The 26,738-nt window shown below is 32.3% G+C and carries 21 protein-coding genes and 6 pseudogenes; 7 read left to right on the top strand and 20 right to left on the bottom strand.

The annotated features are described in order from the left end of the window. Positions 1-171 precede the first annotated feature (171 nt). Positions 172-368, bottom strand: a pseudogene (locus OEI98_RS02890) (zinc-ribbon domain-containing protein). A 230-nt stretch (positions 369-598) separates the two neighbouring features. On the opposite strand from OEI98_RS02890, the gene OEI98_RS02885 reads away from it, so the two are divergent. Next, positions 599-2,707 (top strand): methyl-accepting chemotaxis protein, encoded by a 2,109-nt coding sequence (locus OEI98_RS02885; protein ID WP_266039495.1) that lies wholly within the window; start codon positions 599-601, stop codon positions 2,705-2,707. A gap of 246 nt (positions 2,708-2,953) precedes the next feature. Here OEI98_RS02885 and OEI98_RS02880 read toward each other — a convergent pair whose 3' ends face one another. Then, positions 2,954-4,261 (bottom strand): histone deacetylase, encoded by a 1,308-nt coding sequence (locus OEI98_RS02880; RefSeq protein WP_012994631.1) that lies wholly within the window; start codon positions 4,259-4,261, stop codon positions 2,954-2,956. A gap of 18 nt (positions 4,262-4,279) precedes the next feature. Beyond that, positions 4,280-5,956, bottom strand: coding sequence for a hydantoinase/oxoprolinase family protein (locus OEI98_RS02875; RefSeq protein ID WP_266039492.1), 1,677 nt, complete (start codon positions 5,954-5,956; stop codon positions 4,280-4,282). A gap of 258 nt (positions 5,957-6,214) precedes the next feature. Here OEI98_RS02875 and OEI98_RS02870 point away from each other — a divergent pair. Continuing rightward, positions 6,215-6,415 (top strand): annotated as a pseudogene (locus OEI98_RS02870) (IS481 family transposase); the annotation flags it as partial. Between the two features lie 35 nt (positions 6,416-6,450). Then, entirely contained in the window at positions 6,451-7,005 is a 555-nt protein-coding gene (locus OEI98_RS02865) for a helix-turn-helix domain-containing protein (RefSeq protein ID WP_050749454.1), read from the top strand. 69 nt (positions 7,006-7,074) lie between these two features. Here OEI98_RS02865 and OEI98_RS02860 read toward each other — a convergent pair whose 3' ends face one another. From OEI98_RS02860 to OEI98_RS02795, 14 genes and pseudogenes are all read right to left on the bottom strand, one after another. Then, entirely contained in the window at positions 7,075-7,731 is a 657-nt protein-coding gene (locus OEI98_RS02860; protein WP_266040550.1) for a class II aldolase/adducin family protein, read from the bottom strand. Positions 7,732-7,784: 53 nt separating this feature from the next. After that, the gene (locus OEI98_RS02855) at positions 7,785-8,516 is read right to left on the bottom strand and encodes a 1-phosphofructokinase family hexose kinase (protein WP_266039486.1); all 732 of its coding nucleotides are present in this window, start codon (positions 8,514-8,516) and stop codon (positions 7,785-7,787) included. Beyond that, a complete protein-coding gene (locus tag OEI98_RS02850) occupies positions 8,458-8,715 on the bottom strand; it encodes a hypothetical protein (RefSeq protein WP_266039484.1) in 258 nt (85 codons plus the stop codon). The genes OEI98_RS02855 and OEI98_RS02850 overlap by 59 nt, the downstream gene beginning before the upstream one ends. 105 nt (positions 8,716-8,820) lie before the next feature. Continuing rightward, on the bottom strand, positions 8,821-10,212 hold the full coding sequence (locus OEI98_RS02845) for a PTS galactitol transporter subunit IIC (RefSeq protein ID WP_266039480.1): 1,392 nt from the start codon (positions 10,210-10,212) through the stop codon (positions 8,821-8,823). 14 nt (positions 10,213-10,226) lie between these two features. After that, positions 10,227-10,544: a PTS sugar transporter subunit IIB gene (locus tag OEI98_RS02840; RefSeq protein WP_266039478.1), complete on the bottom strand. Its 318-nt coding sequence runs from the start codon at positions 10,542-10,544 to the stop codon at positions 10,227-10,229. Further along, positions 10,541-11,008, bottom strand: a complete 468-nt coding sequence (locus OEI98_RS02835; RefSeq protein ID WP_266039477.1) for a PTS sugar transporter subunit IIA — start codon at positions 11,006-11,008, stop codon at positions 10,541-10,543. Before OEI98_RS02835 ends, OEI98_RS02840 begins: the two co-directional genes overlap by 4 nt. A gap of 179 nt (positions 11,009-11,187) precedes the next feature. After that, a complete protein-coding gene (locus OEI98_RS02830) occupies positions 11,188-12,216 on the bottom strand; it encodes a PRD domain-containing protein (RefSeq protein WP_266039475.1) in 1,029 nt (342 codons plus the stop codon). After that, the gene (locus OEI98_RS02825) at positions 12,216-13,910 is read right to left on the bottom strand and encodes a sigma-54-dependent transcriptional regulator (protein WP_266039473.1); all 1,695 of its coding nucleotides are present in this window, start codon (positions 13,908-13,910) and stop codon (positions 12,216-12,218) included. Before OEI98_RS02825 ends, OEI98_RS02830 begins: the two co-directional genes overlap by 1 nt. Positions 13,911-13,953: 43 nt before the next feature. Continuing rightward, positions 13,954-14,327, bottom strand: a pseudogene (locus OEI98_RS02820) (IS1380 family transposase); the annotation flags it as partial. A gap of 766 nt (positions 14,328-15,093) precedes the next feature. Next, entirely contained in the window at positions 15,094-15,564 is a 471-nt protein-coding gene (gene flgN, locus OEI98_RS02815) for a flagellar export chaperone FlgN (protein WP_266039471.1), read from the bottom strand. A gap of 4 nt (positions 15,565-15,568) precedes the next feature. Next, a pseudogene (fliS, locus tag OEI98_RS02810) lies at positions 15,569-15,954 on the bottom strand (flagellar export chaperone FliS). A gap of 14 nt (positions 15,955-15,968) precedes the next feature. Then, on the bottom strand, positions 15,969-17,780 hold the full coding sequence (fliD, locus tag OEI98_RS02805) for a flagellar filament capping protein FliD (protein ID WP_266039469.1): 1,812 nt from the start codon (positions 17,778-17,780) through the stop codon (positions 15,969-15,971). 15 nt (positions 17,781-17,795) lie between these two features. Further along, complete coding sequence (locus tag OEI98_RS02800) at positions 17,796-18,137, bottom strand: flagellar protein FlaG (RefSeq protein WP_003869289.1); 342 nt, start codon at positions 18,135-18,137, stop codon at positions 17,796-17,798. 142 nt (positions 18,138-18,279) lie between these two features. Continuing rightward, positions 18,280-18,465, bottom strand: a complete 186-nt coding sequence (locus tag OEI98_RS02795) for a Spo0E family sporulation regulatory protein-aspartic acid phosphatase (RefSeq protein ID WP_266039465.1) — start codon at positions 18,463-18,465, stop codon at positions 18,280-18,282. 140 nt (positions 18,466-18,605) lie between these two features. Here OEI98_RS02795 and asnB point away from each other — a divergent pair. Next, a pseudogene (gene asnB, locus OEI98_RS02790) lies at positions 18,606-20,446 on the top strand (asparagine synthase (glutamine-hydrolyzing)). Between the two features lie 39 nt (positions 20,447-20,485). On the opposite strand, the gene OEI98_RS02785 reads toward asnB, so the two are convergent. Genes OEI98_RS02785 through OEI98_RS02775 form a run of 3 tightly spaced genes read right to left on the bottom strand, consistent with a single transcriptional unit; the run spans position 20,486 to position 23,149 of the window. Further along, positions 20,486-21,265, bottom strand: coding sequence for a TRM11 family SAM-dependent methyltransferase (locus OEI98_RS02785; protein ID WP_003866878.1), 780 nt, complete (start codon positions 21,263-21,265; stop codon positions 20,486-20,488). Then, positions 21,253-22,176, bottom strand: coding sequence for a type II restriction endonuclease (locus OEI98_RS02780; RefSeq protein WP_004400855.1), 924 nt, complete (start codon positions 22,174-22,176; stop codon positions 21,253-21,255). Before OEI98_RS02780 ends, OEI98_RS02785 begins: the two co-directional genes overlap by 13 nt. Positions 22,177-22,186: 10 nt before the next feature. Next, the gene (locus tag OEI98_RS02775; RefSeq protein ID WP_266039458.1) at positions 22,187-23,149 is read right to left on the bottom strand and encodes a DNA adenine methylase; all 963 of its coding nucleotides are present in this window, start codon (positions 23,147-23,149) and stop codon (positions 22,187-22,189) included. Between the two features lie 192 nt (positions 23,150-23,341). On the opposite strand from OEI98_RS02775, the pseudogene OEI98_RS02770 reads away from it, so the two are divergent. From OEI98_RS02770 to OEI98_RS02760, 3 genes and pseudogenes are all read left to right on the top strand, one after another. Continuing rightward, positions 23,342-24,556 (top strand): annotated as a pseudogene (locus OEI98_RS02770) (ISLre2 family transposase); the annotation flags it as partial. A gap of 124 nt (positions 24,557-24,680) precedes the next feature. Further along, on the top strand, positions 24,681-25,262 hold the full coding sequence (locus OEI98_RS02765; RefSeq protein WP_074592986.1) for a DUF6431 domain-containing protein: 582 nt from the start codon (positions 24,681-24,683) through the stop codon (positions 25,260-25,262). A 136-nt stretch (positions 25,263-25,398) separates the two neighbouring features. Then, on the top strand, positions 25,399-26,724 hold the full coding sequence (locus tag OEI98_RS02760) for a DDE-type integrase/transposase/recombinase (protein ID WP_266039456.1): 1,326 nt from the start codon (positions 25,399-25,401) through the stop codon (positions 26,722-26,724). The last annotated feature ends 14 nt before the right edge of the window (positions 26,725-26,738 follow it).

Below are 26,738 nucleotides of genomic sequence, written 5' to 3'. Positions count from 1 at the left end.
AAGAAAAAAATATGTTGTGAAATAAAAATCTGTGGATAATGTGGATAAGTTTGTGAATAACTTTTAAATTCGCTTTTAACAATGTGGAAAAAGTTCTGAAGTGTAAAAAAGACACCAAAATGGTGTCTTTTGTATAATCCTCTTTACTTTTCTTGCGAAAAAGTAAGGGGATTATCTGCTCATGCCAAAAGCTTTCTTGTCTCTTCTAGCATTGTACTGATGGTTTCTTCTTTTTTCGCTTCTCTGCACGCTTTACATCTTACAGGCTCATTTTGAAAGCCTTTCTCCGCATAAAACTGTTGTTCTCCTGCTGTCCACACAAACTCTTTTCCACAATCTTTGCACACTAACACTTTGTCTTGATACATAACTAATAATCCCCTCACTTTGAATTTTTGGTTCAATATAATCTTTCGATTATATTATACGTGTATTATATCACCTTAAACCTTAAATAGCAATAAAATTTTAATAAAATTTTTACGATCTCAAAATACAAATTCCGACATTTTATTGTAAAATCCATCTAACAGTGGTATAATATATTTATACAACCGCTTGCATAACTTAATTCACCCATTTTGGAGGTGTTTAACTAATGAAAAGGCAAAAAGGAATTCAAAAGAAAGAGTTAAAACTAAGGTTTTCTAAAATTTCGTTTTTCAAAATTCCTAAGGCAAACGTTAGACTAAAGCTTTCAAACAGTGGCAGCGGCATATTTGCTAAACTAATGACCTTCATAGCCTTTGTAATAATCGTTCCTCTTGCTTTCACTGGTTATATGTCTACAAGCAAATCAATAAAAACTTTACAAGATACTATTAACCTCTCTAATGCTGATACATTAGGACTAATAAATAATTATGTAGACCTTTTCAAAAATGATATTGAAACTCAGCTTACTATTCTCTCTACCAATCCTCAAATTCTAAATTTAGGACAAGGTGATTTTGAAACTAATAAAAAGAATTTACAAGATTTATTTACAACCATTTTAAAAGCAAAAAGTACTAAAATATCTCTTATTTATTTTGCAACACCAGATAAAAAAATAATTCAATCTCCTGACCTTCCCCTCGACCCAAACTATGACCCTACCAGCCAGGAATGGTATAAAAAAGCTATTGAAAATCCGGATGCAATAATATGGACTGGCCCTTACAGCAATGATGGGACAAATGGAGGAGTAGTTACTGTTTCAAAAGCCGTTAGAAGTTCTTTAACTTCAGCTGCTTCTGATGTCGTAGGAGTTTTGGCTTTTGACATAAATTTAGATTCTCTTTCTAACATGATTTCTTCTATAAAAGTAGGGAAAACAGGAAATGTGTATTTAATTTCTAATGAAGGCATTATAATTGCTGATAAAGATAATAAAAATTTATTTTCCTACATAACAAAATACGATTACGGCAAAAAGATTCTCTCTATGCAAGAAGGAAGTTTTGAGTACAATGACAATGGAACAAATAAATTTGCATCTGTAAAAACTTTAAATAATTTTGGTTGGAAAGCTGCAATAACCATGGATTATTCAGAACTTGCTGAAAAAACTTCTCAAATCAAAGACAACGCAATAATTTTTAGTTTAATAAGCCTTTTAATAGGAATATTAATAACATATTTCTTCTCAAAAAATATTACTTCAAAAATAGGAAAAGTCATGACAGTAATGAGCAAAGCTGCAAATGGGGATATGACACAAGAAGTAGAAGTGAAATCAAACGACGAAATAGGCAAGCTGGCTTTAAGCTTTAACCTTATGATAGATGGTATAAAAAGCCTCGTAGCCGACGTATTATCTGCCGCAAATTCTGTATACGAATATTCTAAAAAAGTATCCTTTGCATCAAATAAAGCTGAGCAAATCACAAATGAAGTAGTTGCAGCTATGGAAGAAATTGCAAAAGGTGCGCAGGAACAAGCAAAAGAAGCTGAAAAAGGTGCAACTATTACCAATTTGTTAAGTCAAAATTTGGATGTAACAATGGAAAATTCAAAAAATATAAATAAAGAAACTACTTCTGTAATAAAAGCAGCAAATACTGGATTAGAAAATATAAAAGAATTAAGTGAAAAGACTAAAGTCACAGAACAAATGCACAGCAAAGTGAAAGAATCTACCTCCTACCTAAAGAAAAAATCTCATGAAATAGGAAAAATCGTTGAGACAATAACTACAATAGCCGATCAAACCAATCTTTTATCATTAAATGCTGCAATTGAAGCAGCCCGTGCAGGAGAAGCCGGTCGCGGTTTTGCCGTAGTAGCTGATGAAGTTAGAAAATTGGCTAATCAGTCTTCTGAAGCCGCTAAAAATATCGAAGCTATTATAAAAGAAATACAACAAAATATTGACGATACTTATAAAGTAGTAGAAGAAGCAAGTGCTTCTATAGAACAACAAAATGAATCTTTAGCAAAAACAGTTCACACTTTCTACGGCATTCAGCAGGCAGTAAATAGAATCGTAGAAGAACTTAATAAACTCAATGAATCAATGTTGAAAATTTCTCAAAGCAGAAGTGAAATGTTAGATTCGATACAAAATATCGCTGCAGTAACAGAAGAAGCTGCCGCTTCAACCGAAGAAATATCTTCCGCAACAGAAGAGCAAAAAACTGCAATAGAAGAAATATCAAAGTCCGCACAAGATTTGAGCAATATTGCAAATACATTGATGAGTATAATAAGCAAATTTAAAATATAAATGAGAGACTGTAAAAATTTTGTGAAGACTGATTAAAAACCTCTTTCTTGGCAAGAATTAAAATATATACAAAACCAAGAAGGAGGTTTTAAAAATATCACTATGTTGCCATTAGAAAAGATATACACTTTCATATTTATGGATGCCATCCATTTTGCTTGGAGTATTAAATGAGCTAAAAAACAGAGGAATTGGTATCAGCTATTTCGAATTTAACACTGATAGTGGAGAAGAACTATAATGTTTTTACCTAGAATAATATTCATCATTTACTCTATCTTGTAAATACACATTTGTATAATGAGAAGAAGCATTTTTATACAGTTTGTATCCTTCATCAATACAATTAGGGCAGGCATCTCTAGGAATAGTTATAGCAAATATATGATATCCTCTATCACTTTTTGACTCAATTGTATTTACTCCAGAGCAGTTGTTACATATTTTAAAATTTTGAACTTGTGTTTCTAATATACCATCTGTATCATAATACACTCGTCTAGGTCTTTTTACATAATTTACATCTTTAAATTCTTTTAATCGCAAGTCATCTTTATTTTTCCAGCGGTTATACACTATTTCTGACAATTTTTTAATATATTCTGTAATATCTTTTGGTTGTTTTAACTTCTCTTTATCATAATCTGGTTCACTCACTCTAGAGTAGTCAATACCTGCCATCGCTAATATTATTCCTAAATTAACATAGGGCAAAGCCCCTTCAATAGAGTAGCCTCCTTCAAGAACTGCAATATTAGGATTTAGTCGTTCATTTAATTTTGCATATCCTTGAGCTGTAAAGTTCATATTGGTAAGCGGGTCTGTATAATGGTTGTCTTGGCCGGCAGAGTTTAGTATTATATCAGGTTTATATTCATCTAAAATAGGTATTACTACATTGTCTAATACGTATAAAAAACCTTCTTCTCCTGTTCCAGGAGGTAAGGGGATATTTATATTGTACCCATAAGCAGCTGGGCCTCCAAATTCCTCTATAAATCCTGTTCCAGGGTAGAGAGTTCTTCCATCTTGATGAAGAGAAATAAACAAAGTATCTTTGTCATTCCAATAGATATCTTGAGTACCATCACCGTGGTGACAATCTGTATCTACAATGGCGACTCTTAAACTTCCATATTCTTGCCTTATTCTTTCTAGCATTACTGCTTCCACATTGATTATACAAAAACCTCTGTCTCCATAAACTACTCTCTGAGCATGGTGCCCTGGGGGACGAACTAAAGCAAAGGCTTTATCTACTTCTTTTTCCATCACTGCTTGAAGGGCTTTAATAGCTCCACCAGCGGATATGAGGTGAGATTGAGTAACTGTAGATTTTACATCTGGCACTACAAAATGCACTCTGTTAATATCTTTTTCTTCAGCAATGATTGGATTATAAAATTTAATTCCCTCAATGTCTTCAATTCCTTCTTCAAAAATTTGATCTTGAGTGTAGAGGAGCCTTTCTTCTCTTTCTGGATGAGTAGGATTAATAGCCCAGTCAAAAGCAGGAAAGAATACAACGCCCAATCTATTTTTAGCTTTAATCATTCTCATTCACCTCTCAATTTATTGGATAAGTCCTGGTTTTATCTGAGCTTTAATTCGCATGTTCTTTCCGATAGTATAAAATCCTCTCACCATATTGAAGCTACTTTCTTCTACTATTTCAGCTTCTATTTCCTCAATAGAAGCGCCCAGCGATAGAGCAGATTTTTTGACTAATTCCAAAGCTTTTTCTTTTGCTTTATCAAGAGTATAATTTCCACTTATTTTTTCATATAATCCTAATTCAGGTACAAAAAGTGTTTTTTTAGAAGTGTCAACAAACATTGTAATTTCGGTAGTTGGTCGTGCTAAAGCTGCACCTATAGCGTTGGCTACAGAATAGTTTTTAGGGTAATAGCAAGGTAAATTAAACTTTTCTTCAAGTACAGGGGCTAATACTTTAGAAGGACCACCAATTATATTTATCAGCTTAGGTTTGATTCTTTTCCCGTACAATAATTCTTTTACAGTATAAACTGGACGGCTATTTATTTCATGTAAAAGCTCATCTACTTTATTTTTAATAATATCTCCCATAGTGCTGAGAATTAATTTTGCCATATCTTTTGCTGATAAATTTAACTCTTTTCCCAATAAAGTCATTGCTTCATAAGCTTTTTTAACATTCTCGTGAGTGAAGCGAAATGCATTTTCATCTATCAACTCTAAGGTTATCATGGCATCTGTAGGCGTAGGTTTGGGACCACCAAAAGCATAAGGTACCCCTTCCCTTTGGGGGCCTATTTTTATCCTGCCATTTCTAACACAAATACTACTATCTCCACCTAAACCTATGGAAACACTATAAATTGCTCTTACTAAAGTTTTATATTTGCCTATTCTTATTCCCCACGGTTCAAATAAAGGAACTCCATCAGCAAGGAAAAATATGTCGGTAGTAGTACCTCCAATATCTAGTAATATTGCATCTTTATCGGTAGGAAGCATGGCATTAATTCCCATAAGGCTGGCAGCAGGACCGGATAGGATAGTTTCTACTGGTTTTTTCTCTGCTGTAGACATATTCATAGTACCGCCGTCGGCTTTTAATATAAATACTGATGCATTTATTCCTTCTTTTTCTAAGGATTTCTTAATGTTACTTAAAAATTCATCAAAAATGCTGTGCACTGCTGAATTTAAATAAGAAGTGTATACTCTGCGAGGGAAATTTAACTTGCCTGATATAGTATGTCCCATGGTAATAAAAGAGTTTGGTATGTCATTTTCCAAAATTTCTTTTATCTTCATTTCAATACTGGGATTTCTAATAGAAAATTTAGTGACTACAGCATAAGCTTTAATGTTTTTCTCTTTGAATAATTTAATGGCATTTTTTATTTCAAGCAAATTAAAATCTTTAATTATTTCGCCTCTGTGATCAATATATCCAGATATAAATACGTTTCCATCACCACAGGCTAAAAAATCATAAGGCAAACCTGGGCCAGGTTGAATAATCATTCCTACAGGAGAAAGTTTATTTTCAACTATGGCGTTGGTAGACACAGTGGTGCTTAAATTTATCCTTTCTATTTTAGTATTATCATATCCTGAAAGCAGTTCTTTAAGGGCAGTCCAGATGGAGTTGAATAAATTATCTCTATTTGTAGGTTTTTTTATGGTTTTTATAATCTTGCCTTTTTCTACGACAACTCCGTCTATGTTAGTTCCTCCTACATCAAGACCGATGATCAATTAAAAACCTCCTTTCTTTGGAATAATATTACTATAAATTTCCACGCCATTTTATATTTTAATGTTTTTTGTATTTTGTATTCTCATAGAGAAAATTTTCCGTCTCTTGCCTTCATTATACTACACATTTACCTATCCATACAATAAAAGATGTTTTAAAGTCTTCAAATAGGTATAAATATATTTACCACTTTGAAAAAGCAGAGAAAGAGAATAAAGAACCATAAACAAATTACCAGGATGGCAGGTCAGCCTTCTATGAATACTATAACATATCATGAGCTTAGAAAAATATCCCCTGAAAAAACTAGAGAAGTCGTTAGAAAAGTTTATGAGCAAAATAATTGTAATATCTCTAAAACTGCAAAAATACTTTGTATCTCAACACACACTGTCCATAGAGCTATCAATGGCCCTCTTCATTATAAATCTCGAAAACCTAAAAATTCTTCTAGAAAATCTTATTATTCTTAAGGAGAAGGGAAGAAATTAATATGACAAAGAGGGAATTACAAAAATTAATTTATCATTCAAAAAACAATCGAAAGGAATTAACAGCAAGGGAAGCTGCGCAGGCTTTAGGCCTAAGTGAACGTCAAATCTTTAGATTGAAAAAGGGGGTTAGTGAACAAGGTGAGTTTTTTGTGATTCATAAAAATAAAGGTCACAAGCCTGCTAATGCCACACCTCCAGAGGTTGTCAACAAGGTCATCTATTTGAAACAAAATGTGTACTTTGATGCTAATTTTTCTCACTTTAGAGATCTACTTGAAGAAAGGGAGGGAATTATGCTTAGTCAACCTACTGTGTATAGAATTTTATCCTTAGCTGGTATTGAAAGTCATAGAAAACATAGAAAAACTCATAAAACACAGAGAAGGAGAAAACGTAAACCTCAAGCAGGAATGTTAGTGCAAATTGATTGCAGCCCCTTTAAATGGCTGCTTAACATGGGAAAATTAGCTTTATATGGCGCTATTGATGATGCTACCGGAGGAATACAACAGAGAACTTATAAAGTCTCTGTATGCTCAACCCCCACTTTTTAGGTGTATAAAAAGTGGGGGTGCCGTCAATCTGAAGCAAACTTAAATTTTTAATCATATCTTAAATTTTCATTATTCATAGATAACTTTGTTTTCCGCTACAAATGTAGATGGCTGAAATTTTTCTTGAAGTTTTGCTACTTTTAGCACTGGATTATCAACGAGCAATTTGCTATTTAAAACAATATATGCATTCGTCTCTATTCTCTCAAGTGCGTTATATGCCTCTTCAAGAGATTTTCCTGCTATTATAATACCGTGTCTTGCCAACATTACAGCACATGCATGTTTTTCCAACACATTCTTTTTTGTTTTAAAATATTCAACCACTGCATCAGCAAGTTCTTTTGTAGTTGCAGGATGATAAGGTAAACATTCGATATTGCCAAATTTTGCTGTAGCTTCCGTAACTGACGGCATAGGTAACTCAAAAGCAACAAATGTCATTATATTCCTTGGATGGGCATGTATACAGGCATTAACATCAGGAAATTCTTTCAAAATCCCTAGATGCATATTAGCTTCCCTTGTTAATGATCGTGTACCCTCTAATACATTCATCTCAAGGTCTACAAGCAGTAAATCTTCCGGCTCAAGTCGGCATCTGTCATTTTCCGCCATCTTTGCTGGTGTCAATAAAACTTTATTATCATCAACCCTTAACGATACATTACCACCTGCTGCATTCGTCATCATTCTATCAAACATATCTTTTACTAATTGGCAAATTTTTTCCTCTCCTCTATATATGACAATCTCATTGATTCCTCATCCCCTTCTTATTAAACATCTTTAATTAATACATCATCTAATAATCTCAAAGCCTCATTAATATCAAATTCAGATGTCATTAATTTCATTGCTTTTGATGCGCTAACAGCTGTGGCAAATTTAAATGCTTCTCTCAACGTACTTTTATGATACAACTTAAATATAGAACTTCCGAAGAATACATCTCCACATCCCACAGTATTAATTGCCTTGACTTTGGGAGGATAAATTCTAAATGCTTCATTTTCAGAAACAATTAATGAACCATCACTACCCAGTGTAACTGCAACAACCTTAACCCCAGATTTAATGAGTTTTTGGGCATGAAAAACTATTTCTTTTATATTTTCAGGTCTATGTCCTATAATGTCACAAATTTCATCTATATTAGGTTTTATCATAAATGGTCTTGCTTTAATTCCCTCTAGAAGATAATCCCCACTGGCATCTAAGAATGTTTTACAACCATTTTTATTCGCTAACTCTATTAATTTTTTATATATATCTATGTTAAATCCAGGAGAAACTCCTCCTGAAAAAACCATAAATTCACATGATGAAGAAAGCTTTATAATCATTTCAACTAACTCATTTATGCTTCTTTCATCAACCTTATTACCTCTCTCTGTAAGCATAAAATGATTGTTCTTATTTTCCTCAATTATAATATAGCTCGTTCTTGTTTCATAATTCGGTGGGTGGATAAATTGGCATTGAATATTTTTTACCCAAAAGCGATTCAAGAATACTACCAGTATATCCTCCTAATATTCCTGTGGCAACATTTTTAAGACCAAGGTCTGACAACACAGATGACACATGAGTTCCTTTACCACCTATATCAAGTTTTATTTGTTTTATTTTGTTATTGCTAAAATTTTTAATCTCATCTACTACGATTATCTTATCAATTGCAGGGTTCAATGTAACAGTTGCAATCATCTTAATCACATCCTAAAAAATTTATTTATATTTTTTTCTAATTGTGATATGATTAAAATAAAGTCATAACACTATTTTACAAATGTTGTAGCAGGAATATACCTGCTACAACACTACACAATTATAAACTTTGGGAAGTCGCACTAATTCTTTCTGCGGCTTCTTTCTCTTTTTTAACATATACTTAAAATACCACCAGTATAGCAAAGCATAGCCTATTAGCAAAGGAAGACCAGGCAATATATCACCTTTGAACATCTTCGCCGCCACTGAAAAAACATATCTAAACTCTGGAGCCTCCATGCCATTCCATGTTATTAATTGCCCTGCTGGTATTTCAATTGTCTTTACTTGTTTTGCAAGATTTGTTATCATAGGAGCAAAGTATGTTGCTACGTACATATAAAGGGGAGTTGTTATTATTCCAAGAATTAACATTCTTAATAAATTTCCCCCGGTTACTACAACTGCTGTTGCTGCCAAGCATATATTAAGTATGCCTCCAAATGGAAGAACAATATTGCCTGGTAAAATTATGGCCATCAAGAGTATAACTGGAACAAGCAAAATTGTTGTTACCCATAAACTGGGTTGTCCTGCTAAAAATGGCCAATCCAAGCCTATATAAAATTGTCTACCAGGAAACCTTTTCTTCATAAATTCTGCTGCAGCATCTGAAATAGGTAATAAAGCCGTAATAAATAGTGTTGCTACCATTGGAAATAATGTTAAGGCTGCTGCAGATGAAACTCCTAATATCAAAGTATGTTTTAAATCATATCTTGCAAATATTGCAATAAGAACCCCTATTATAAATCCTAAAATATGATTCTCACCAAAAATGCCTAATTTTTCTTTTAGGGCTTCTGAATTTAAATTTATCCTATTAATTCCTGGAATAAAGTCTAATAACCGATTTAGTGGTGCCAATATTACTGCTGTTAACCCTAAAGCATGTGGCAAACTTATTCCCGGAATTTTGGTTAGCTCATAAATTTGATTGTGCAATAAATCAGCATTTTTTAATTCTAATACTACTTCAATCGCTCCTACTACCAAACCCAAAGTAACACTCCCTGTTACACCTTGAACTAATACAGCAGTTAAAACCTTATTCCAAACATTCCACATATCAATATTCAAACAGTCTGTCCATTTAAAAGCCAACATTATCAAATTAATTATAATTTGAATTGGAAACATTAAAAACGCGTATGGCCATGACCAGGCTATTGCAGCTACAGGTGTCCACCCTAGATCCAATGCATTCAATTTCAGCCCTGTTGCTTTAACAAATGCCTGGGCCGCAGGTGAAATTTGGTCAAACATAAAATTAAGTATTACTGACATTCCAGCAAAAGCAACACCAAGCGTTAAAGCAGCTGAAATTGCTTTTGAAGGTTTCATTCTTACAATTAAACCTATTATTATCATTAATATCGGCAGAAAAACACTTGGTCCCAAATCTAGTATATACTGTATAATTGTTTTTAACATTTAAAAACCCCCTTTTATTTGGCATTTTTCAAAATTTTCTCAATCTCATCCATTGCCTTGTCCATCCCAATGCCTGTCATAAACGGAATCCCACTCACCACTGGAACCCCATAGTCTGTGGGATCATAAGGTGCTATAGAGATAAACAAATCAGCATCTTTTAAGTGTGATTTTACCGATCTAAAGTCAACCGCCAGTGTTTCTACATCAATTTTTCTTTGCTTACAAAGTTCTTTAACTCTCTCCGCGACTGACTTCGATGTAGCAACACCAGACCCACATGCTACTACTATCTTTTTCCTTTGTCCCATCAATTTATCACCTCCTTTCAATTGCTTTTTGAAATAATATCAATTATCTCCTTTTTTGATTTAGCATTTTTAATTTTCAATAGTAAATTTGAATCCATAAATATATCCATAAAGTTTTGCAATACTTTTATTTGCCCGTCAGGATTCTTAATTGCTAACATAAATACAATATCACAGGCAACCTCTCCTTCAAATTTACCCATCTCTCTGAATAGAACAGGTTGTTTTAGCAATGCAACGGCAATACCATCTTTAATTACATGAATTGGATCAGTATGTGGAATAGCAACATTTATCTTTCCTGTTGGCAATCCCGTTGGAAACTTCTTTTCTCTTTCCACAACTGCATTGTAAAAAGAATCATTTACATAACCCTTTCTCAGCAAGTTATCTGCTAAATATTTCAGTACCTCCTGCCAATTAGTTGCTTCAACATCAAAAAAAATTAAATTTTCATTTAATAGTTCATGTAATTTTCGTGCCATGTTACAGCCTCCATCTTTTGTCTTTTTTACTTTAATGTATATCGCAAAATCTATGCCAAAATGTGTTCATACATTATTTATACCTGTAAAATCTACGTTTTTCTTTCGGCAGAAAATTTGTGTTTAAATTATAAAACACTATTACCCTTAAATAAATAAAAAAGGCCTCCACGGCCACTTTAAACATATAGTTCATCATAATTAATGATATCAATAATAAAGCATATTTCATCATCATTAATATTGATATTAAACATGGTATTAAACACTGTTAGGGCATTTTTTAATATTTGATATAAACCATTATTTTTATTTATGACCTCATTTTTGGCATGATGTTTAATAAAATTATTTGTAAATAGTCTTTCAACAACGCACCCCATATGTATTCCTAGCTTAATTTTTTTCTCTCTTTTTAAAGCTATATTATATTTTTCTATATCTTTAATAAATAACTTATATGCCTCTATGACCTTTGAGGGATTGATATAAGTAAGAAATTCTTCTAATGTCTCTTTTATTTCTCTGTATTCATTTTCAACCAAAAAATTATGCTTCAATTTAATGCCAAAATTTGTTGCCAAATAATTTTTATCTTTTATTATTTTATCAGTAGGTACATAAGGAATACCATTTATCTCAGGATCTAAGGCTCCAATGAGACATAATACGTCATTTTCCCGAATAATGTTGTAATATTTCTCTGTCCTTTCAGTGATATCAAAAAAACTTAATGAATAAATTGCTAAATTCTCCAATTCGTAATTTGATTCAATATAATTTTTTAGTTTATCAGCCGTACCTTCTCCAGTAGAACAAATTGTAACTATGCAACGTTTCTTGTTTTCATTTGAAAATGTACGATTACAAATTGAATTATAAATTTCATCTAAATCTTCATCTAAAAAATATGCCTTTCTTGCTGCTTCAAGAACTATAGGAGTGCTTACGTTATCAATAACTCTTGTCCTTATTCCTGTAAATTTTTCAATACTATCTGGTATATTTTTTAATGAGCCCATATCAACTAAATACAAGATACCTTTACCTTGATGAATTTCTTTCGAAATATTCATTATTTTTATTAATGCATCGTCAACATTCATATCTAATGGCATATCAAAATATGCAACTTTAGTTATATTTAATAGCTTATTTACTACATTTGCTATATTTTTTGCTACACCGTCACCATGCATTAATACCATTATAGCAACACTTTTTTCTCGTTTATATCTCTCATACCGGAAACTAAAAACAATGTTATAAAACCACTTTCCTCTGTAGAAACATTAATTTTAAATTTGTCTTGAATCATTTTAACAATTTCTTCTGATATTTTAAACTCGTTTATATATTTATTACGTATCTCATTTAGTCGCAAATTAGTTATTGGTTGCCCATTTTTAATTCTTTTTATCAATGCCTCAAGGTGGAATGTAAATGCATACAAAAAATTATCATTTAATTTTATATTTAATTTTCTTTCAGCAAAATCTTTTACCTCCGCCGAAAAATCAATAATTTCTTTATCAACTAATTTTTCAATTTCTTTTACATTTGGAGATTTGAATTTATTTATTATGTGCTTATAAAGCGAATCTATATACAGCTCAATTCTCTCATTAATGTCATTTTTATCAAATCCTTGTTGCTCTAATATTTTATACCTTTCGATAATGAAATCATACAAATCATATTTTTCAAGCGACTTTTCTTTCCCATCAGGTAATATTATTAAAGGATCTTCATAATATTTTTTATTTTTTGTATTTTCTTCATACATTTTTATTTTCATGTTTTCCGGTAATAATGTAATATCAATTTTTAATTCACCATCTGAATCTGTAGTATTGTAATTTCTTAAAAAAGCTTTAGCACAAAGCAATTGTATGGTTGACTTTAATTCCCCTACGTTACCATTAAAATCGCAATTTGCCATAATTGTTATTATTTCTGGAGAAATAATAAATTTTTTTGCTACTTGTTTTGCTTCTTTTTTTAAAAGTTCTTTAATAATTTCTATTTTTTCTTCAAATGGTCTATCGTTCCAAGCTGGCATCTTGATTACGATCGGTATTCTTCTTAAAAATGTTTTCAGAAGTGACGATTCCGGATTTTCGGTTGTCGCCAAAATAATCATTAACTTTGCTTTTCTTATCATTGCATCACCAAGCCTATGATATATTCCCTTATCAATTAGATAAAAAAGCATTTCTTGTCCTTCTGGTGGTAGTCTATGTACCTCATCAAGAAACAATATGCCATTATTCGCTTTTTCTACTAATCCAATATTGTCAGAATCAGCTCCTGTAAATGCCCCTTTTACATGGCCAAAAAGATATGACATTAACAACTGTGGGTTGTTATAATAGTCGGCGCAATTTAGAGTTTCAAAATTACTATACTTACCTATTTGTTTTCCAAATTCATACATTAATTCTGCCAAGTAAGATTTACCTGACCCCGGCGGCCCTATTATTAACGTATGCAAACCATATGGGGGATACAGAATAGCTGCTTTTGCCTGTTCCACTTGCTTTTTAAGACTCCCATTATACCCTATTAAATTTTCAAATATATCGGTACTACTTTTTCTATTCGCTTTTTTAATTAATGCTATGAAATCATTCAAAGAAATACTTTCCCCTATCGACTCTCCGATTAATTCTTCAGCCTTTTCTCTCGTTAAATAATACACCGGCCTTGATACTAATTTTACTAATAATTTGTCTCGTACAAGTTCATTTAATATATGACTAATATTAGCTCTTGAGATTCCAAGAGATTCTGATAAATCCTCTGCAGTAATGCCAAAATTTCTGCTTTTTAATACATCACTATCAGATATATTTTTCAATTTATCTCTAATATAATTTAAAACTCTTTCTTTATTAGTCATTCTGAAACCTCCTTTCTTCGCATGTTGTTTATGTGTTTATATTAAACTTGAGTTCGGCAAGTGGCAGACAAAGCAACAAGTCGATTAGCTCTGTCAGTTTTTTTGTCTGTAGTAGCTTTTTACGTAAAAAATAACCCTACATGGCTTATCCCATCTAGGCGTCTTTCCATATATTTCGTTAACACTAAAAGTTTTATCCATGTGGAGTCCATGTTATAAAGATGTTTTCTTTGATTAACATAATCTATAAAGCATTTAATACATACTTAGTTTTTTGCTTTCATCACATATTCGTAGCCTTTAGTTCCAAAATAAAGCATATATCATGGTTAAACGCTCCACGGTCGCCACGTATACATTATTTGTCCAGTTTTTAAGAAGTTGTTTTTCGGAGGATTTTACGAAATCCAGAAAACCTTTTTTACGTTAAACTAAAAATATGCCGTATTTTAGTTGAAAATTCTTAACAACTTTATGATGTATATATAAAATTCTACGTGGAAATGTAAAATCCTTTTTTAAAATAAGCACTTGCAAAATTATTTCCGCAAAAACTCTTAATTTATGGATTTCATTATATAATATTTTGGGAAAATATATTTATTTAACTTGAACTCAACAAGTAGCAAGCTTAAAGATATATGAAGAAAGCAAAAAGCGTTATGGAGCTTGTATTTGTCCAGTGAAAATATTCCAAATTGGAGATTGTAAAAAATTTTGTGTAAACTGATTAAATAACTCGGCTACGAAAGATACAACAAAAAAAGATACTCAAATTTCAAGAAATGGCTATACTTAAAAGACGGTAAAAACTCAATATAGAACTATCTGCAGAAATGGTAAGCAAAATAACCGAAAGAATAGTACCAGAAATAAAAGAATGGCAATCAATACCATTAGAAAAGATAAAAACTAGGGTGCGAAGCCCGAAAAAATTTTTTCTCTAGAACCTTTGAATCCCTGGAGCTTCAAAGGTTCTAGAGAAAAGCTTACAGTATCCCTAATTAAATATTTTAACCAAAAATATTCACTTTCATGCATAAGATGTAGAAAAAAAGGTTATACTAAAGATTGATCAAATAAAAAATGTTAACTGATTCTTGCTGAGAAAGAGGATAAAATTAATCTAAATGCACAAAATATTTTTTACCCCTATAAAGGAAGTGGGAAATTCCCACTTCCTTTAACGTTTTTTATCTAAAAAATAACTGTCAGGTGTATAGTATTTAAGATATTCTATATACCCCTCTTTACTTTTTGACAATTCCTCTAATTTGTTTTCTGTTTTTTCGAAAACAGCAGTTATATTTTGAAGATTTTTATCGTCTTTCTCTTTTATTTTTTCCAAAAGGGCTTTTGTTTCTATAAAGAGTGCTTTCAATTTACTTATTTCTTCCGTAACTTTCCCTTCCAAAGCAAAAATACTTTCCACTTTATTTTGCTTTTTAAAAACATTATACAAAGGGATAAAATCGGCATCTAATTTGTCAATTTCTTCTATAATTTTTTGCTTTGTAATAAGAAGATTTTTCAATTCTTCTAAATTGTTAGAAGCTATGGCAATACCTATTTTTTCAGTAACCTCATAAAGTTCTTTCAATCTTTGAATTTTATCCTGTACAATTTGAGTAAGCTTTTCTACATTATTATGCATCTCATCAACCCTTCGCGTAGACTTTCTCTCTAACTTTATTAAGAGCTACACTCCAAGTATCCCTTAATTCTATTGCAAACCCTTTTACTTCTTCTAAAATTGCCACGTCTTTTTTTACATTGGCATCAATTAACCTTCTTAACATATAGTCATAGAGGCTGTACAAGTTTTTAGATATGTCATAATTCATATCCAAGGTAAGCATAAGCTCTGTAATAATGTCTTGTGCCCTCTGTATGCTGTTATTAGCTGCCATGTAATCTTTTTTTCTATCGCCCCTTTTGCTTCTTCTATAAACCTTACTATACCATTATAAAGCATTAAAACAAGCTCTTCAGGACTGGCAGTCAAAATTGCGTTCTCTTTATATTGCTGATACGGATTTACCATTGCTGCACCCCCTTTTATTTCGTCATAACACCAATTTGCTGGCTTAGCCACGCACTTTGTGAATTCATTTGGCTTACATACATCTCTAACTGTGTAAATTGTGCATAATATCTCTGTTCAAGATTATTTAGATAATCTTGCATTTGAGCAATCCTATCATCTATTTCTCTTATTCTGTTTCCTATAAAACTTGTATCATAAAGCTGTGTGGTACTACCTGCTTTTTGAGTTATGGCATCAATGCCACTGTTTAAGGTATCGTAAAGCTGTTGTGCAATACCTTGAGAAGTTGAGGTACCTGTAAATATATTCATTACCAATTGAGGATTGGTTGCAATAGCATCTCTAAGCTTTGTTTCGTCAATATATAACTTCCCACCTTCATACCATTGGCCTGTAGTAATACCAATTGAACTTAAAGAGCCTACACCGGAAACTGTAGAAGAAACGACATTTCTCATAGAATAATATATTCTCATAAGAGTTTCGTCATTAGCCAAATTCCCAGAACGAGCTTTTTGTTCCCATAAAGTTATATCACTGTCTTTCATAGCTTGCTTTTGTTCAGAAGTCAAAGGTGGATAATCGTAATATCTTTTTTCTGTAAGCTTTGCATTAATCTTTGTAATTATATCATTGTAACTGTCAATAAAGCTTTTTATTGTGTTATATATTTTGTCAACATCTGTTAAAACAGTAAGGGTTGTTGTGCTATTACTTGTTCCTGTAAGGGTAATATTTATTCCTGCTACTGTGACATTGTTAGTTGAACTTGTCATTTGAACACCGTTAAAAGTAAATTTGGCATCTTGTCCTTGTGCTGAAATCGAAGATATTGTTAGTTTTAACGTGTTGTTAAGCAAATTCATTCCGTCAGGCCCTGTTCCTGTAAAATCTATTGAATAACCAGCGCTTGCGGTTAATATTACTTTATCTGATGTAGAATCATACGAAGCCGTAACATTTGCTCCAGCAGCATTTATAGCATCTACGAAGTTCTGTACAGTTGCACCCTTTGCTACGATTATTGTTTTACCATTCAATTGCAGTGATATATCGCTTCCAGTATTGTTTACAATACCACTATTTCCTCCAAGACCTAAAGCAGCACTGCTGCTTAATTGCGCAATATTAATTTTTAGCTTGTTTGCTAAGAAATTTGCTCCATCAACATTTGTACCACTAAAATCAATCTTTGAATTTGCTCCAGTAAAATTTGATACCAAAAACAGCCTATCTAAACCCGGATCATATGTAGCAATTACGCCTGTCGCATTAGTCTGAGCATTTATCGCAGTAACTACATCATTTATTGTTGCGCCATTTTTTATTACTATTTGTTTATTTGTACCGTCTAATCCCTTTAAATAAAGATATATATCGTTTCCTGTATTATTAAGTGTATTATACGTATATGTTCCATCAGAATTTTTAGTTGCAGCACCAATTTTATCTGTACTTGCAGTTGTCGCAGCTTGAGCTAATTGCGTTACTGATATAGTATAAGTTCCATTTACCGCATTTACACCTGCTGTAGCCGTTGCAACTGAAGGATTTGACGATGTAACAGTTTTTGCCATAAAAGTCCCCTGTAGTTTGAGCTTAAAAACAATGTCATTTCGGAGTGACATAAGCTGTGTGTTTATATCCCTTAAATCCTCTTGCTGCCATTGATACCATTGCTTTTGTTGTTCTAATTTATCAAGAGGTATACTTGCAGCCTTCATAAGCTGCTGTACCATAGAATCAGTATCGAGTCCTGTCGCAAGACCACTGATTCTCAATAAATTGCTCACATTGTAGCTATTCATACTTATTGGATCCATTTTTCATACCCCCAACTATATTTTTCTATCCACAAAAAGTCCAGCTATTTTCCATAATCCTGCCACAAGGTCAAGTATTTTTTCAGGAGGAATCTCGTCAATAACTTCATTTGTATCGCTATCAACAATTTTGACCACTATTGTGTTTGTAGGCTTGTGTACAGAAAATTCAAAATATGTATGATCGTTAATGCTTATTTTTCTATTTTCTTTATTAAGCTCACTATTAAGTTTAGCTTCATCCACAGGTTTACTAAGTATATCTTTTACTGCTTTTATTTCCTCTACTAACGCACTATCTCTTTTAAACTGCGAATTTACTTGCCCCGTTCCCGCAGTACTTATCCCCTGCAACATGCCGTTATTACCTCCTGGAATAAAAATTTATCATTTGTAACAACTTCCCTTTTTGCTATTATAAATATCGACATATATTTTAAAAAGTTTAAATTTTTTTATGTAATTTTCACGCAAAAAGAAAAACAAGTAAAACAGCACTTTATTTTATCTGTTTTACTTGTTTTTCTCTTTTCATGTACATAACAATCAATTCGTCTAATTCACGGCTCAGCTCTAAAGCTTTAGGAAGCTCTATATTGCATTCATTTAATTTCTTTTTTAAAAGCTTTATTCTTTCAGCAATGTCGTTTTCTTCGTAATAATGCTCTTTTATCACTTTCTCCATATAAGCCGCATCCTCCTAAAACATTTATGTTTTTATTATATCATGTAGAAATTAAAAGTTCATTAGAAAATTATAACATGTATCAATGGCAAAAAAAGAGAATATATTTACTTATAGATTTAAATTTTAGGAGGATTTTTATGTGTGGAATAACGGGATGGGTTAACTTTGATATGGACTTATCACTTCAAAATGAAGTAATCGAAAAAATGACAAACACCCTTAAAAAAGAGGACCTGACGGTTCTGGAATATGGTTGTCAAAACATTGTGCTTTAGGTCATCGTCGATTAATTGTAATAGATCCAGAAGGTGGAAGTCAACCAATGATAAAAAAATACGGTGAAAAAAATTTTGTCATCATCCACAATGGAGAACTCTACAATATGGATGAATTGAAAAACGAACTCATATCCTTGGGATATACTTTTAAAACCCGTTCAGATACTGAAATTATTTTGACATCTTATATAGAATGGGGTCCTTTATGTGTTAAAAAATTTAATGGAATATTTGCTTTTGCAATATGGGATGAAGTACAAAATAGGCTTTTTATTGCCAGGGACCATCTCGGAATAAAGCCACTATTTTATACCATTAAAAACGGGTCTTTGATATTTGGTTCAGAGATTAAAGCAATATTAGCACATCCTCATGTAAAACCAGAGATAGACTCACAAGGTCTTGCAGAAATATTTGTAATGGGACCTTCAAGGACTCCCGGATGTGGTGTCTTTAAAGGGGTTAAAGAATTAAAAGCCGGGCATTACCTCATATTCACTAAAAATGGAGCAAACATAAGCAAATACTGGTCATTACAAAGTCTTCCCCATGAAGATGACCTTGAGAAAACAGGGGAAAAAATAAGGTATCTCCTTAAAGATTCTTCAGTGAGGCAGCTTGTTTCAGACGTGCCTTTATGTTCATTGCTATCAGGTGGACTTGATTCAACTGCTGTATCCTTCTTCGCAAATGAAGAATTAAAACAAAAAGGTCAAAAACTTATAACATACTCGGTAGATTATGTGGGTAATGATAAATATTTTACGCCAAACGAATTTCAACCAAACTCTGACGCAGACTGGGTAAAATTTGTTGCAAATAAACTTGACACAAACCATAACTATGTATTTATAGATAACGAAGAACTTGCACATGCTCTAAAGCCAGCCTTGTACGCTCGAGACCTTCCTGGTATGGCAGATATAGATTCATCTTTATATCTATTTTTAAAAGAAGTAAAAAAAGGAGCCACAGTCGCTCTATCAGGAGAAGGTGCTGATGAAGTTTTTGGAGGTTATCCCTGGTTTAGAAACAAAGAAGCAATTGAAAGTCACACCTTCCCATGGATAAGAATGGTCAATGAACGCATGAAATTGCTTTTGCCAGAAGTTGTAAAATATATAAGACCTATAGAATACTTAAATGATAGATATAATGAAGCTTTAAATGAAGTGCCAAAGCTGAATGGAGAAGACCCCTATAATGCTCGAATGAGGGAAATGTTTTACCTTAACATAACAAGATTTATGCCCATGCTTCTTGATAGAATGGATAGAATGAGTATGGCAGTAGGTTTTGAAGCAAGAGTACCTTTTTTAGACTACAGGCTTGTAGAATATGTATGGAATATACCGTGGGAAATGAAAAATCTCAACGGAAGGGAAAAAGGAATACTTAGATACGCTCTAAAAGGTTACATCCCAGAGGAAGTAATTGAAAGAAAAAAGAGTCCTTACCCTAAAACACACAATCCAGTATTTAAAAACATCGTTAAAGAATGGCTAAAGCAAATAATTGATGACAGTACATCGCCTTTATTACAACTTGTAGATAAAAAAGCAATCGTAGAACTTATAGAAACACATGCAAAAGCCTATGACCCTGCCTGGTTTTCACAGCTTATGGGCTCCGCCCAACTCTTCGCTTACCTCGTACAAATAAATATGTGGCTAAAAGATTATAAAATTTCTATAGTGTAGTAAATAAAAATACGCTAAATGGCGGGAAATCCCCGCCATTTAGTATAAGCCCGTGCTATATTTTATTTTATTTAAATTTTCATCTTTTTTAGGCTTTCTAAATATAAATAAATGTTCATGCATAATCATATAAAAGTTATATTTCTCTACCTGTCTTTCCCAATAAGGTGTAGACTTACAATTATGTTGAACTTTTATAATGTCCTCCTTTAATACAAAACCATTCTTAAGGAAAAGTCTCATTACATAATATGAAAGAGGTATGTAATGCCCGCTTTTTCTTGTATCTCCTATTAAAATAGCACAATATCTGTCTTCTTTCAAAACTCTATAAAGTTCGATAACTCCTTTTTCCAACTCATCGCAAAATTTTTTAACATCAGATATATTTGATAAATCCCCTTCTATTCTCCCATTTGAATACTTTATAATATTTAAATACGGCGGATGCGTTATTATTAAATCAATGCTGATGTCACTAATCTCTTTTAAATTTCTCACATCCCCTACCCTTACAACCTGCTCATACTTATAATCTCCATCAAAGTCTAAATTTCTTTTAGTCAGCTCTACACTATCTGGATTGATATCAAAACCTATACCTCGCCTATTTAATATTTTAGTTTCTATTAGCGTTGTACCACTCCCAACCATAGGGTCGAGTACAAAATCTCCTTCCTGGGAATATCTTAATATAACATTCCTTGGAATTTGAGGTGCAAAATTGCCTCTGTAATTTCCCTTATGCGTTTTCCATTTTCCCCTTTCAGGAAACGACCATACAGTAGTTATTTCTTTTTTAAAATCTATATCCTGCATAATATTTCCTCCAATAAACCAATACGCACAAAATGAAGATTTAACAAATAATCTATTTTCTCAAATCCTTTATGAATTTGATTTTTCTGTCCTCTCCATCCCTCTCCGTCTGTAATCCAAATAAATTCAAATCCATTATTTTTAAGTTCATTCTGTCTTTCTATGTAGGAATCCACTATTTCTTGAGGTTTTGAACCAGTTCCTGAATAAAAATTCACTTCGATATTGATAACTTTTTTGTTGTCTTTGATTAAAATAAAATCAGCTTTTCTGTTTTTAATTGAAGAGTTAACCTCTATACCATAATTAGTTTCCAAATATCCGAAATTTTTCTGAAATAAAACTCTTTCAAATCCTTTTTCCTTTGTTGCTATATCTTCAATAATTGGCTTTAATAATAATTCCATCGCATCTCCACTTCTATTTTTCCTCGCATGGGTATCCATGCCTACTTCCACACCTATTACATAATCTTGTACGCTCTTCGTACCCATTTCCAGAAAAAATCTCTTTAAGCCTGTCTTATCAAAAAATTCTATAATATTATCAATATCTTCTGATGTAAGAGTTCTAGTGTTAAAGTCATAATTCACAGTATCCAAGTTTTTATCTGTAAAATCGCGAATTACTTTAAAATTAAGGTCTCGTATTGCTAATAAAATCGGTATAACAGGAAGCACTCGAGGATAATTTAATAAAATTTTTCTTAAGTCATTATCAAACCGATTACTTCCTATTAAACTATTTAATATATTAAATTCTATTTTATGTTCTTCAACGTGTTTTCTTACTTTGTCCCAATCAACAAAAAAGTCATAACTCCTATTTGTGTCCACAAGTGTATCATGAAATTTTTCTATTACACTTTCCTCATTTTCTACATTTAAGAATTCAATATATAATTCCTTCATTTTAAGCCCCCTATTCATAATTCCTTATTATCAATTCACTTATATCTCCTCGTTTATCCCCATTACTGTTAATATATCTTTTTGCTTTTACCCTTTCAATAATAAACCCTGCATACAATTCATCAAAAAAATTGTCATCTACATCTTCATTCTTGGGGTCCGAATTGCTAAGTATAAGATATGCGCCTCTTTTATCCATTTCTTTAAAAAACTGAGCTAACCGCCTCTGGTCATCATCATCAAACCCGTCCCCATTATAACTTGTAAAATTCGAAGTATTGTTTAAAGGGCGATAAGGAGGATCGAGATAAACTAAAGTGTTTTTATGTATATACTTTTTGCTTTCTTCAAAATCTGCACAAATGACCTCTGTATTCTCTAACGCTTTACTTACTTCGATTAAATTGTCAACATCACAAATAGTAGGGTTTTTATATTTCCCAAACGGTACATTGAATTCACCCTTTTTATTTAAACGATATAATCCATTAAAACACGTCTTGTTTAAAAAAATCAAGTACGCTGCTCTTTTTACCCAGTCCAAATTGTAATTTACATAATCAAAATTGTCCTTTTGTCTATTATACTCATCTCTAATGTTATAGTAAAAATCTTTCCTTTGTTCCTCTGATAATTTTAGATATTTCTCTTCCATGCTACTTAACTCATCAATTAATTCATTCACATTATTTTGAATTACTTTATAGCCTATTATTAGTTCTTTATTTATATCGATTAAAAACGATTCCTTAATTTTGAAATTTCTTTTTAAAAAGAAGAAAAATGCACCACCACCAACAAAAGGCTCAACATATCTCTCTATTTCACCACTTTGAATTAAAGAAGATGGCAACCTCTTATATAACTCATCTAATAACTGTGTTTTTCCGCCTGCCCATTTTAAAAAAGGCTTAGCATTATTTAAAATGCTTGATGATTTGTCTGAAATCTCTATCAAATTCAATGTTTGCACTTCACCATCACTTCCCTTTAAGCTTGTCTCTTAAAATAATTATATCATCAATTTTTAAAGTGAAAAAGTTTTGTTCAAAAAAATCATAGTGTAAAATTATCGTAGGATTTTTTAAGTGATAAAAAACAAGAGACAACCCCTGTGATAAAATAGATTATGGAAAACAAAACAATACAGAAAGGGGTGTCTCTTGTGAAAAAAAATATCTTTGAGGATATTATACTACAAAATGCTCTAAATTTCACTAGAGAAGTGGTAGACATTTTTGACGATTTATTAAATAAAGGAATGAATATTACAGAGCTTGCAGCAAGGATAAAGGAACTGACGGACAAACTAGGTAGAGAGGCAATAGAAGCAATTATTGAAGAGTTAGATAAGATAATAAAAGAAGACAAGAGAAGGAAAGAGAAATGGGTAGTAGAGAGGAAAGATAAAAAGAGATTAACGACAATCCTTGGGGATATAGAATATGAGAGGACATATTACAAATCCAGAGAGGATGGAAGATATACATACTTGGTAGATGATGCATTAGAGATAGGGCGGCACGATAGGATAGAAAAAGGTGTAAAAATAAAGTTAGTAGAAAGCGCGATAGAAGAATCATATGAAATAAGCAGTAAAAAAGCATGTCCAGAGGAGCTAAGTAAACAGACGGTATTAAACGCAATAAGGGAAATAGGAGAAGTAGAGGTAGAGAGAGAAATAAAAGAGAAGAAAGAAGTAAGGGTATTATACATAGAAGCAGATGAAGACCATGTGCCTTTGCAAGATGGCAGCAATGAAACACCGCGATTGATATACATACATGAAGGTAAAGAAGAGAAAAATGGTAGAAATGTACTGAGAAATGTGCATTACAAGGCATACGTAGGAGAGAAAGCTGAAGACATATGGATAGATATAGCAAATTACATAGAAGAAAATTACAAGGAAGAGAAGATAGAGAAGATATACATAGCAGGAGATGGAGCACCGTGGATAAAAGAGGGATTAGAGTGGATAGTAAAATCAAGGTTTGTACTAGACAGATATCATTTAAACAAATACGTATTAAAAGCTACATCGAAAGAGCCAAAGTATAGGGATAAGATATGGAGAGCAATAAATGAAGGGGATAAAGAAGGAGTAAAGAAGGTATTGGATGAGTTAATAAAGGCAGCAGAGGAAGAGAGAGAAAAAGAGAAGGTAAAAGAGGCCAAGAAGTACATACTAAATAATTGGGAAGGAGTAGAGATATACAGTAAAGACAAAGATGTAATAGGGTGCAGTGCAGAAGGGCATATAAGTCATGTATTTTCTTCTAGATTAAGTAGGAATCCACTAGGGTGGAGTAGAGAAGGATTAAAGTTAATGGCGAAATTAAGAGTATTTAGCAAGAACGGAGGTGTCATTTCTCAAATTAATTTAGCTTAAAACCGATAAAATTTCTCAGATTAAATAATCTTGTGATAAAATTAATGCTAAAGGAATATGAAAAAAATTTATCATATTCCTTTAGCATTAATTTTAATTGGAGAGGTTACTTATGCAAATAGTTTTCCATGTTGATAACATTGAAGAGTATTTACATAAAGGTAAAGATTACAATTTCCCTGCCCCGCCAGATAGATGTCCTTATCCCGATTGCAAGTGTAGAGTAAAACTAAAAAAGCACGGGTTTTATTACCGTTACTATTTAGACGGACTTAACTGTATAAAAATAACCATAAGAAGATATATATGCCCTGTGTGTAAAAGGACTCTATCCTACCTTCCTGATTTCTGTATTCCTCATTTTCAGTATTCTTTCAATATGATTGTAAAGTCTTTAAAAGAAACACTCCTCAGAGAAAGAACTGTCAGTTCTTTCATAAGTGACTTAAAAAGAAACTTCCCTACCATACTATTTTCAAGACAGCATATATATTTTTACACCAAAAGGATAATGAATAATTTAAGTTTTATCATATACGGATTAAGGCAAATAAACCCTTACATAAAGTTATCTGAGACTGACTCACAAAGAGAGAGGGCCAGAGAGATTTTGGACATAATAAGCATTGTACCACTCTTCTCCCAACGGTTTTATGCCTATTGCCAAAAATCATTTCTGGCCTCTCTCACATAATTTTAGCATTAAACCCGAAAGATTTAAATAAAAATTTTGATTTTTTCTTAGCAACATAACTTTTTCCTTTAACATCCCCCAGGTATGAGCTAAAATTACGATTAAGAAATCAAAAAAGTGAAGGGGGAACATACAAATGCTTGATGAAAAAGCGAGAGAAGCTATAGCATTAAAGAGATTTTCACTGATAAGTCCGGTGTTAAACGGACAGGTAAAAAATCAGAAAGAATATTTTGATGCTCTTTCTGATAAACCTATTGAGATACCTTATATTGGAATGAGAAGATATACTCCCAAGACACTTAGAGGGTGGCTATATCAGTATTTAAGAGGCGGTATAGAAGCGTTAAAGCCAGGGTATCGAAGTGACAGAGGCAAATACAGAAAGATAGACTTTGAACTTTCAGAGAGAATAAAGCAAAAGAAGCTTGAACATCCTGAAATGCCAAACAAACTTCTTTATGAGACATTGATAGGAGAGGGAATAATATCACCGGATAAAGTATCCCTTTCGACATTCTATAGGTTTTTGAAAAACATTCCTGTAAAATCTTTAGATAAAGAAAAAGAGGGTAAAACAAAGAGGTTTTCCCATGAATACATCAATGAACTGTGGCAAACTGATGTCATGTATGGGCCATATATTAAAGAAGGTAAAACAAAGAGACAAACGTATCTTATTGCATATATAGATGATGCTTCAAGGCTGTGTACCTATGCTCACTTTTACTATACCCAGAATTTTTTAGCTTTAAGAGACTCATTTAAAGAAGCAGTGCTAAGAAGGGGGATACCCAAAATGCTCTACACTGACAATGGAAAGATATATAGAAGCACTCAATTGGAGTATATCTGTGCTTCACTAGGTACATCTCTTATTCACGCTGAGCCCTTTTCACCTCATTCAAAAGGGAAAATAGAAAGATTCTTTCATACGGTGAGAATGAGATTTTTAAGCACAATAGATCCTACATCCATAAAGAGTATAGATGAACTCAATATGATGTTTTTTAAATGGCTGGAGGAGGATTACAACCGAAAAGAACACAGCAGTATTGGCATGAGTCCTTTAGATTTTTTCATGTCTCAAATATCAAGGGTAAATATGTGTAAAGACATAGATATGTTGAATGAATATTTTCTTATAAGAGTAAATCGTAAAGTAAACAAAGATGCTACACTTAAAGTGGAAAATATCCTTTATGAAACAGAAGAAAAGTTTAAAGGTATGCATTTAGAAGTCAGATATGACCCGCAGTGGCTTAAGGATAATACACCCCTTCTACTTTTTCATGAAGGCAAAAAAGTAGGGGAAGCGTATAAGGTAAATTTTCATGAGAATGCTAAAATTCCTGTAGAATATATCGAAGACAGAAAAGTTGTAAGCGAAAAAGAAGATACTGTGGATTTTACTGCAAAACCTAATTCCACAGTAATATCCTTTAATGATATCATTGATTAAAAAAGAGGTGTTTA

Source organism: Thermoanaerobacter sp. RKWS2 (assembly GCF_026240795.1).
In the GTDB taxonomy this organism is placed as follows: Bacteria; Bacillota; Thermoanaerobacteria; order Thermoanaerobacterales; family Thermoanaerobacteraceae; genus Thermoanaerobacter; species Thermoanaerobacter ethanolicus.
This window is presented reverse-complemented; position numbering and strand designations above follow the sequence as displayed.

Excerpts from the sequence above, each read along its gene's own strand:
- OEI98_RS02885 (WP_266039495.1), top strand. The coding sequence starts at position 599 with ATGAAAAGGCAAAAAGGAATTCAAAAGAAAGAGTTAAAACTAAGGTTT.
- OEI98_RS02880 (WP_012994631.1), bottom strand. The coding sequence starts at position 4,261 with ATGATTAAAGCTAAAAATAGATTGGGCGTTGTATTCTTTCCTGCTTTT.
- OEI98_RS02865 (WP_050749454.1), top strand. The coding sequence starts at position 6,451 with ATGACAAAGAGGGAATTACAAAAATTAATTTATCATTCAAAAAACAAT.
- OEI98_RS02850 (WP_266039484.1), bottom strand. The coding sequence starts at position 8,715 with ATGATTGCAACTGTTACATTGAACCCTGCAATTGATAAGATAATCGTA.
- OEI98_RS02845 (WP_266039480.1), bottom strand. The coding sequence starts at position 10,212 with ATGTTAAAAACAATTATACAGTATATACTAGATTTGGGACCAAGTGTT.
- OEI98_RS02835 (WP_266039477.1), bottom strand. The coding sequence starts at position 11,008 with ATGGCACGAAAATTACATGAACTATTAAATGAAAATTTAATTTTTTTT.
- OEI98_RS02830 (WP_266039475.1), bottom strand. The coding sequence starts at position 12,216 with ATGGTATTAATGCATGGTGACGGTGTAGCAAAAAATATAGCAAATGTA.
- OEI98_RS02825 (WP_266039473.1), bottom strand. The coding sequence starts at position 13,910 with ATGACTAATAAAGAAAGAGTTTTAAATTATATTAGAGATAAATTGAAA.
- flgN (WP_266039471.1), bottom strand. The coding sequence starts at position 15,564 with ATGCATAATAATGTAGAAAAGCTTACTCAAATTGTACAGGATAAAATT.
- fliD (WP_266039469.1), bottom strand. The coding sequence starts at position 17,780 with ATGGATCCAATAAGTATGAATAGCTACAATGTGAGCAATTTATTGAGA.
- OEI98_RS02800 (WP_003869289.1), bottom strand. The coding sequence starts at position 18,137 with ATGTTGCAGGGGATAAGTACTGCGGGAACGGGGCAAGTAAATTCGCAG.
- OEI98_RS02795 (WP_266039465.1), bottom strand. The coding sequence starts at position 18,465 with ATGGAGAAAGTGATAAAAGAGCATTATTACGAAGAAAACGACATTGCT.
- OEI98_RS02785 (WP_003866878.1), bottom strand. The coding sequence starts at position 21,265 with ATGCAGGATATAGATTTTAAAAAAGAAATAACTACTGTATGGTCGTTT.
- OEI98_RS02780 (WP_004400855.1), bottom strand. The coding sequence starts at position 22,176 with ATGAAGGAATTATATATTGAATTCTTAAATGTAGAAAATGAGGAAAGT.
- OEI98_RS02765 (WP_074592986.1), top strand. The coding sequence starts at position 24,681 with ATGCAAATAGTTTTCCATGTTGATAACATTGAAGAGTATTTACATAAA.
- OEI98_RS02760 (WP_266039456.1), top strand. The coding sequence starts at position 25,399 with ATGCTTGATGAAAAAGCGAGAGAAGCTATAGCATTAAAGAGATTTTCA.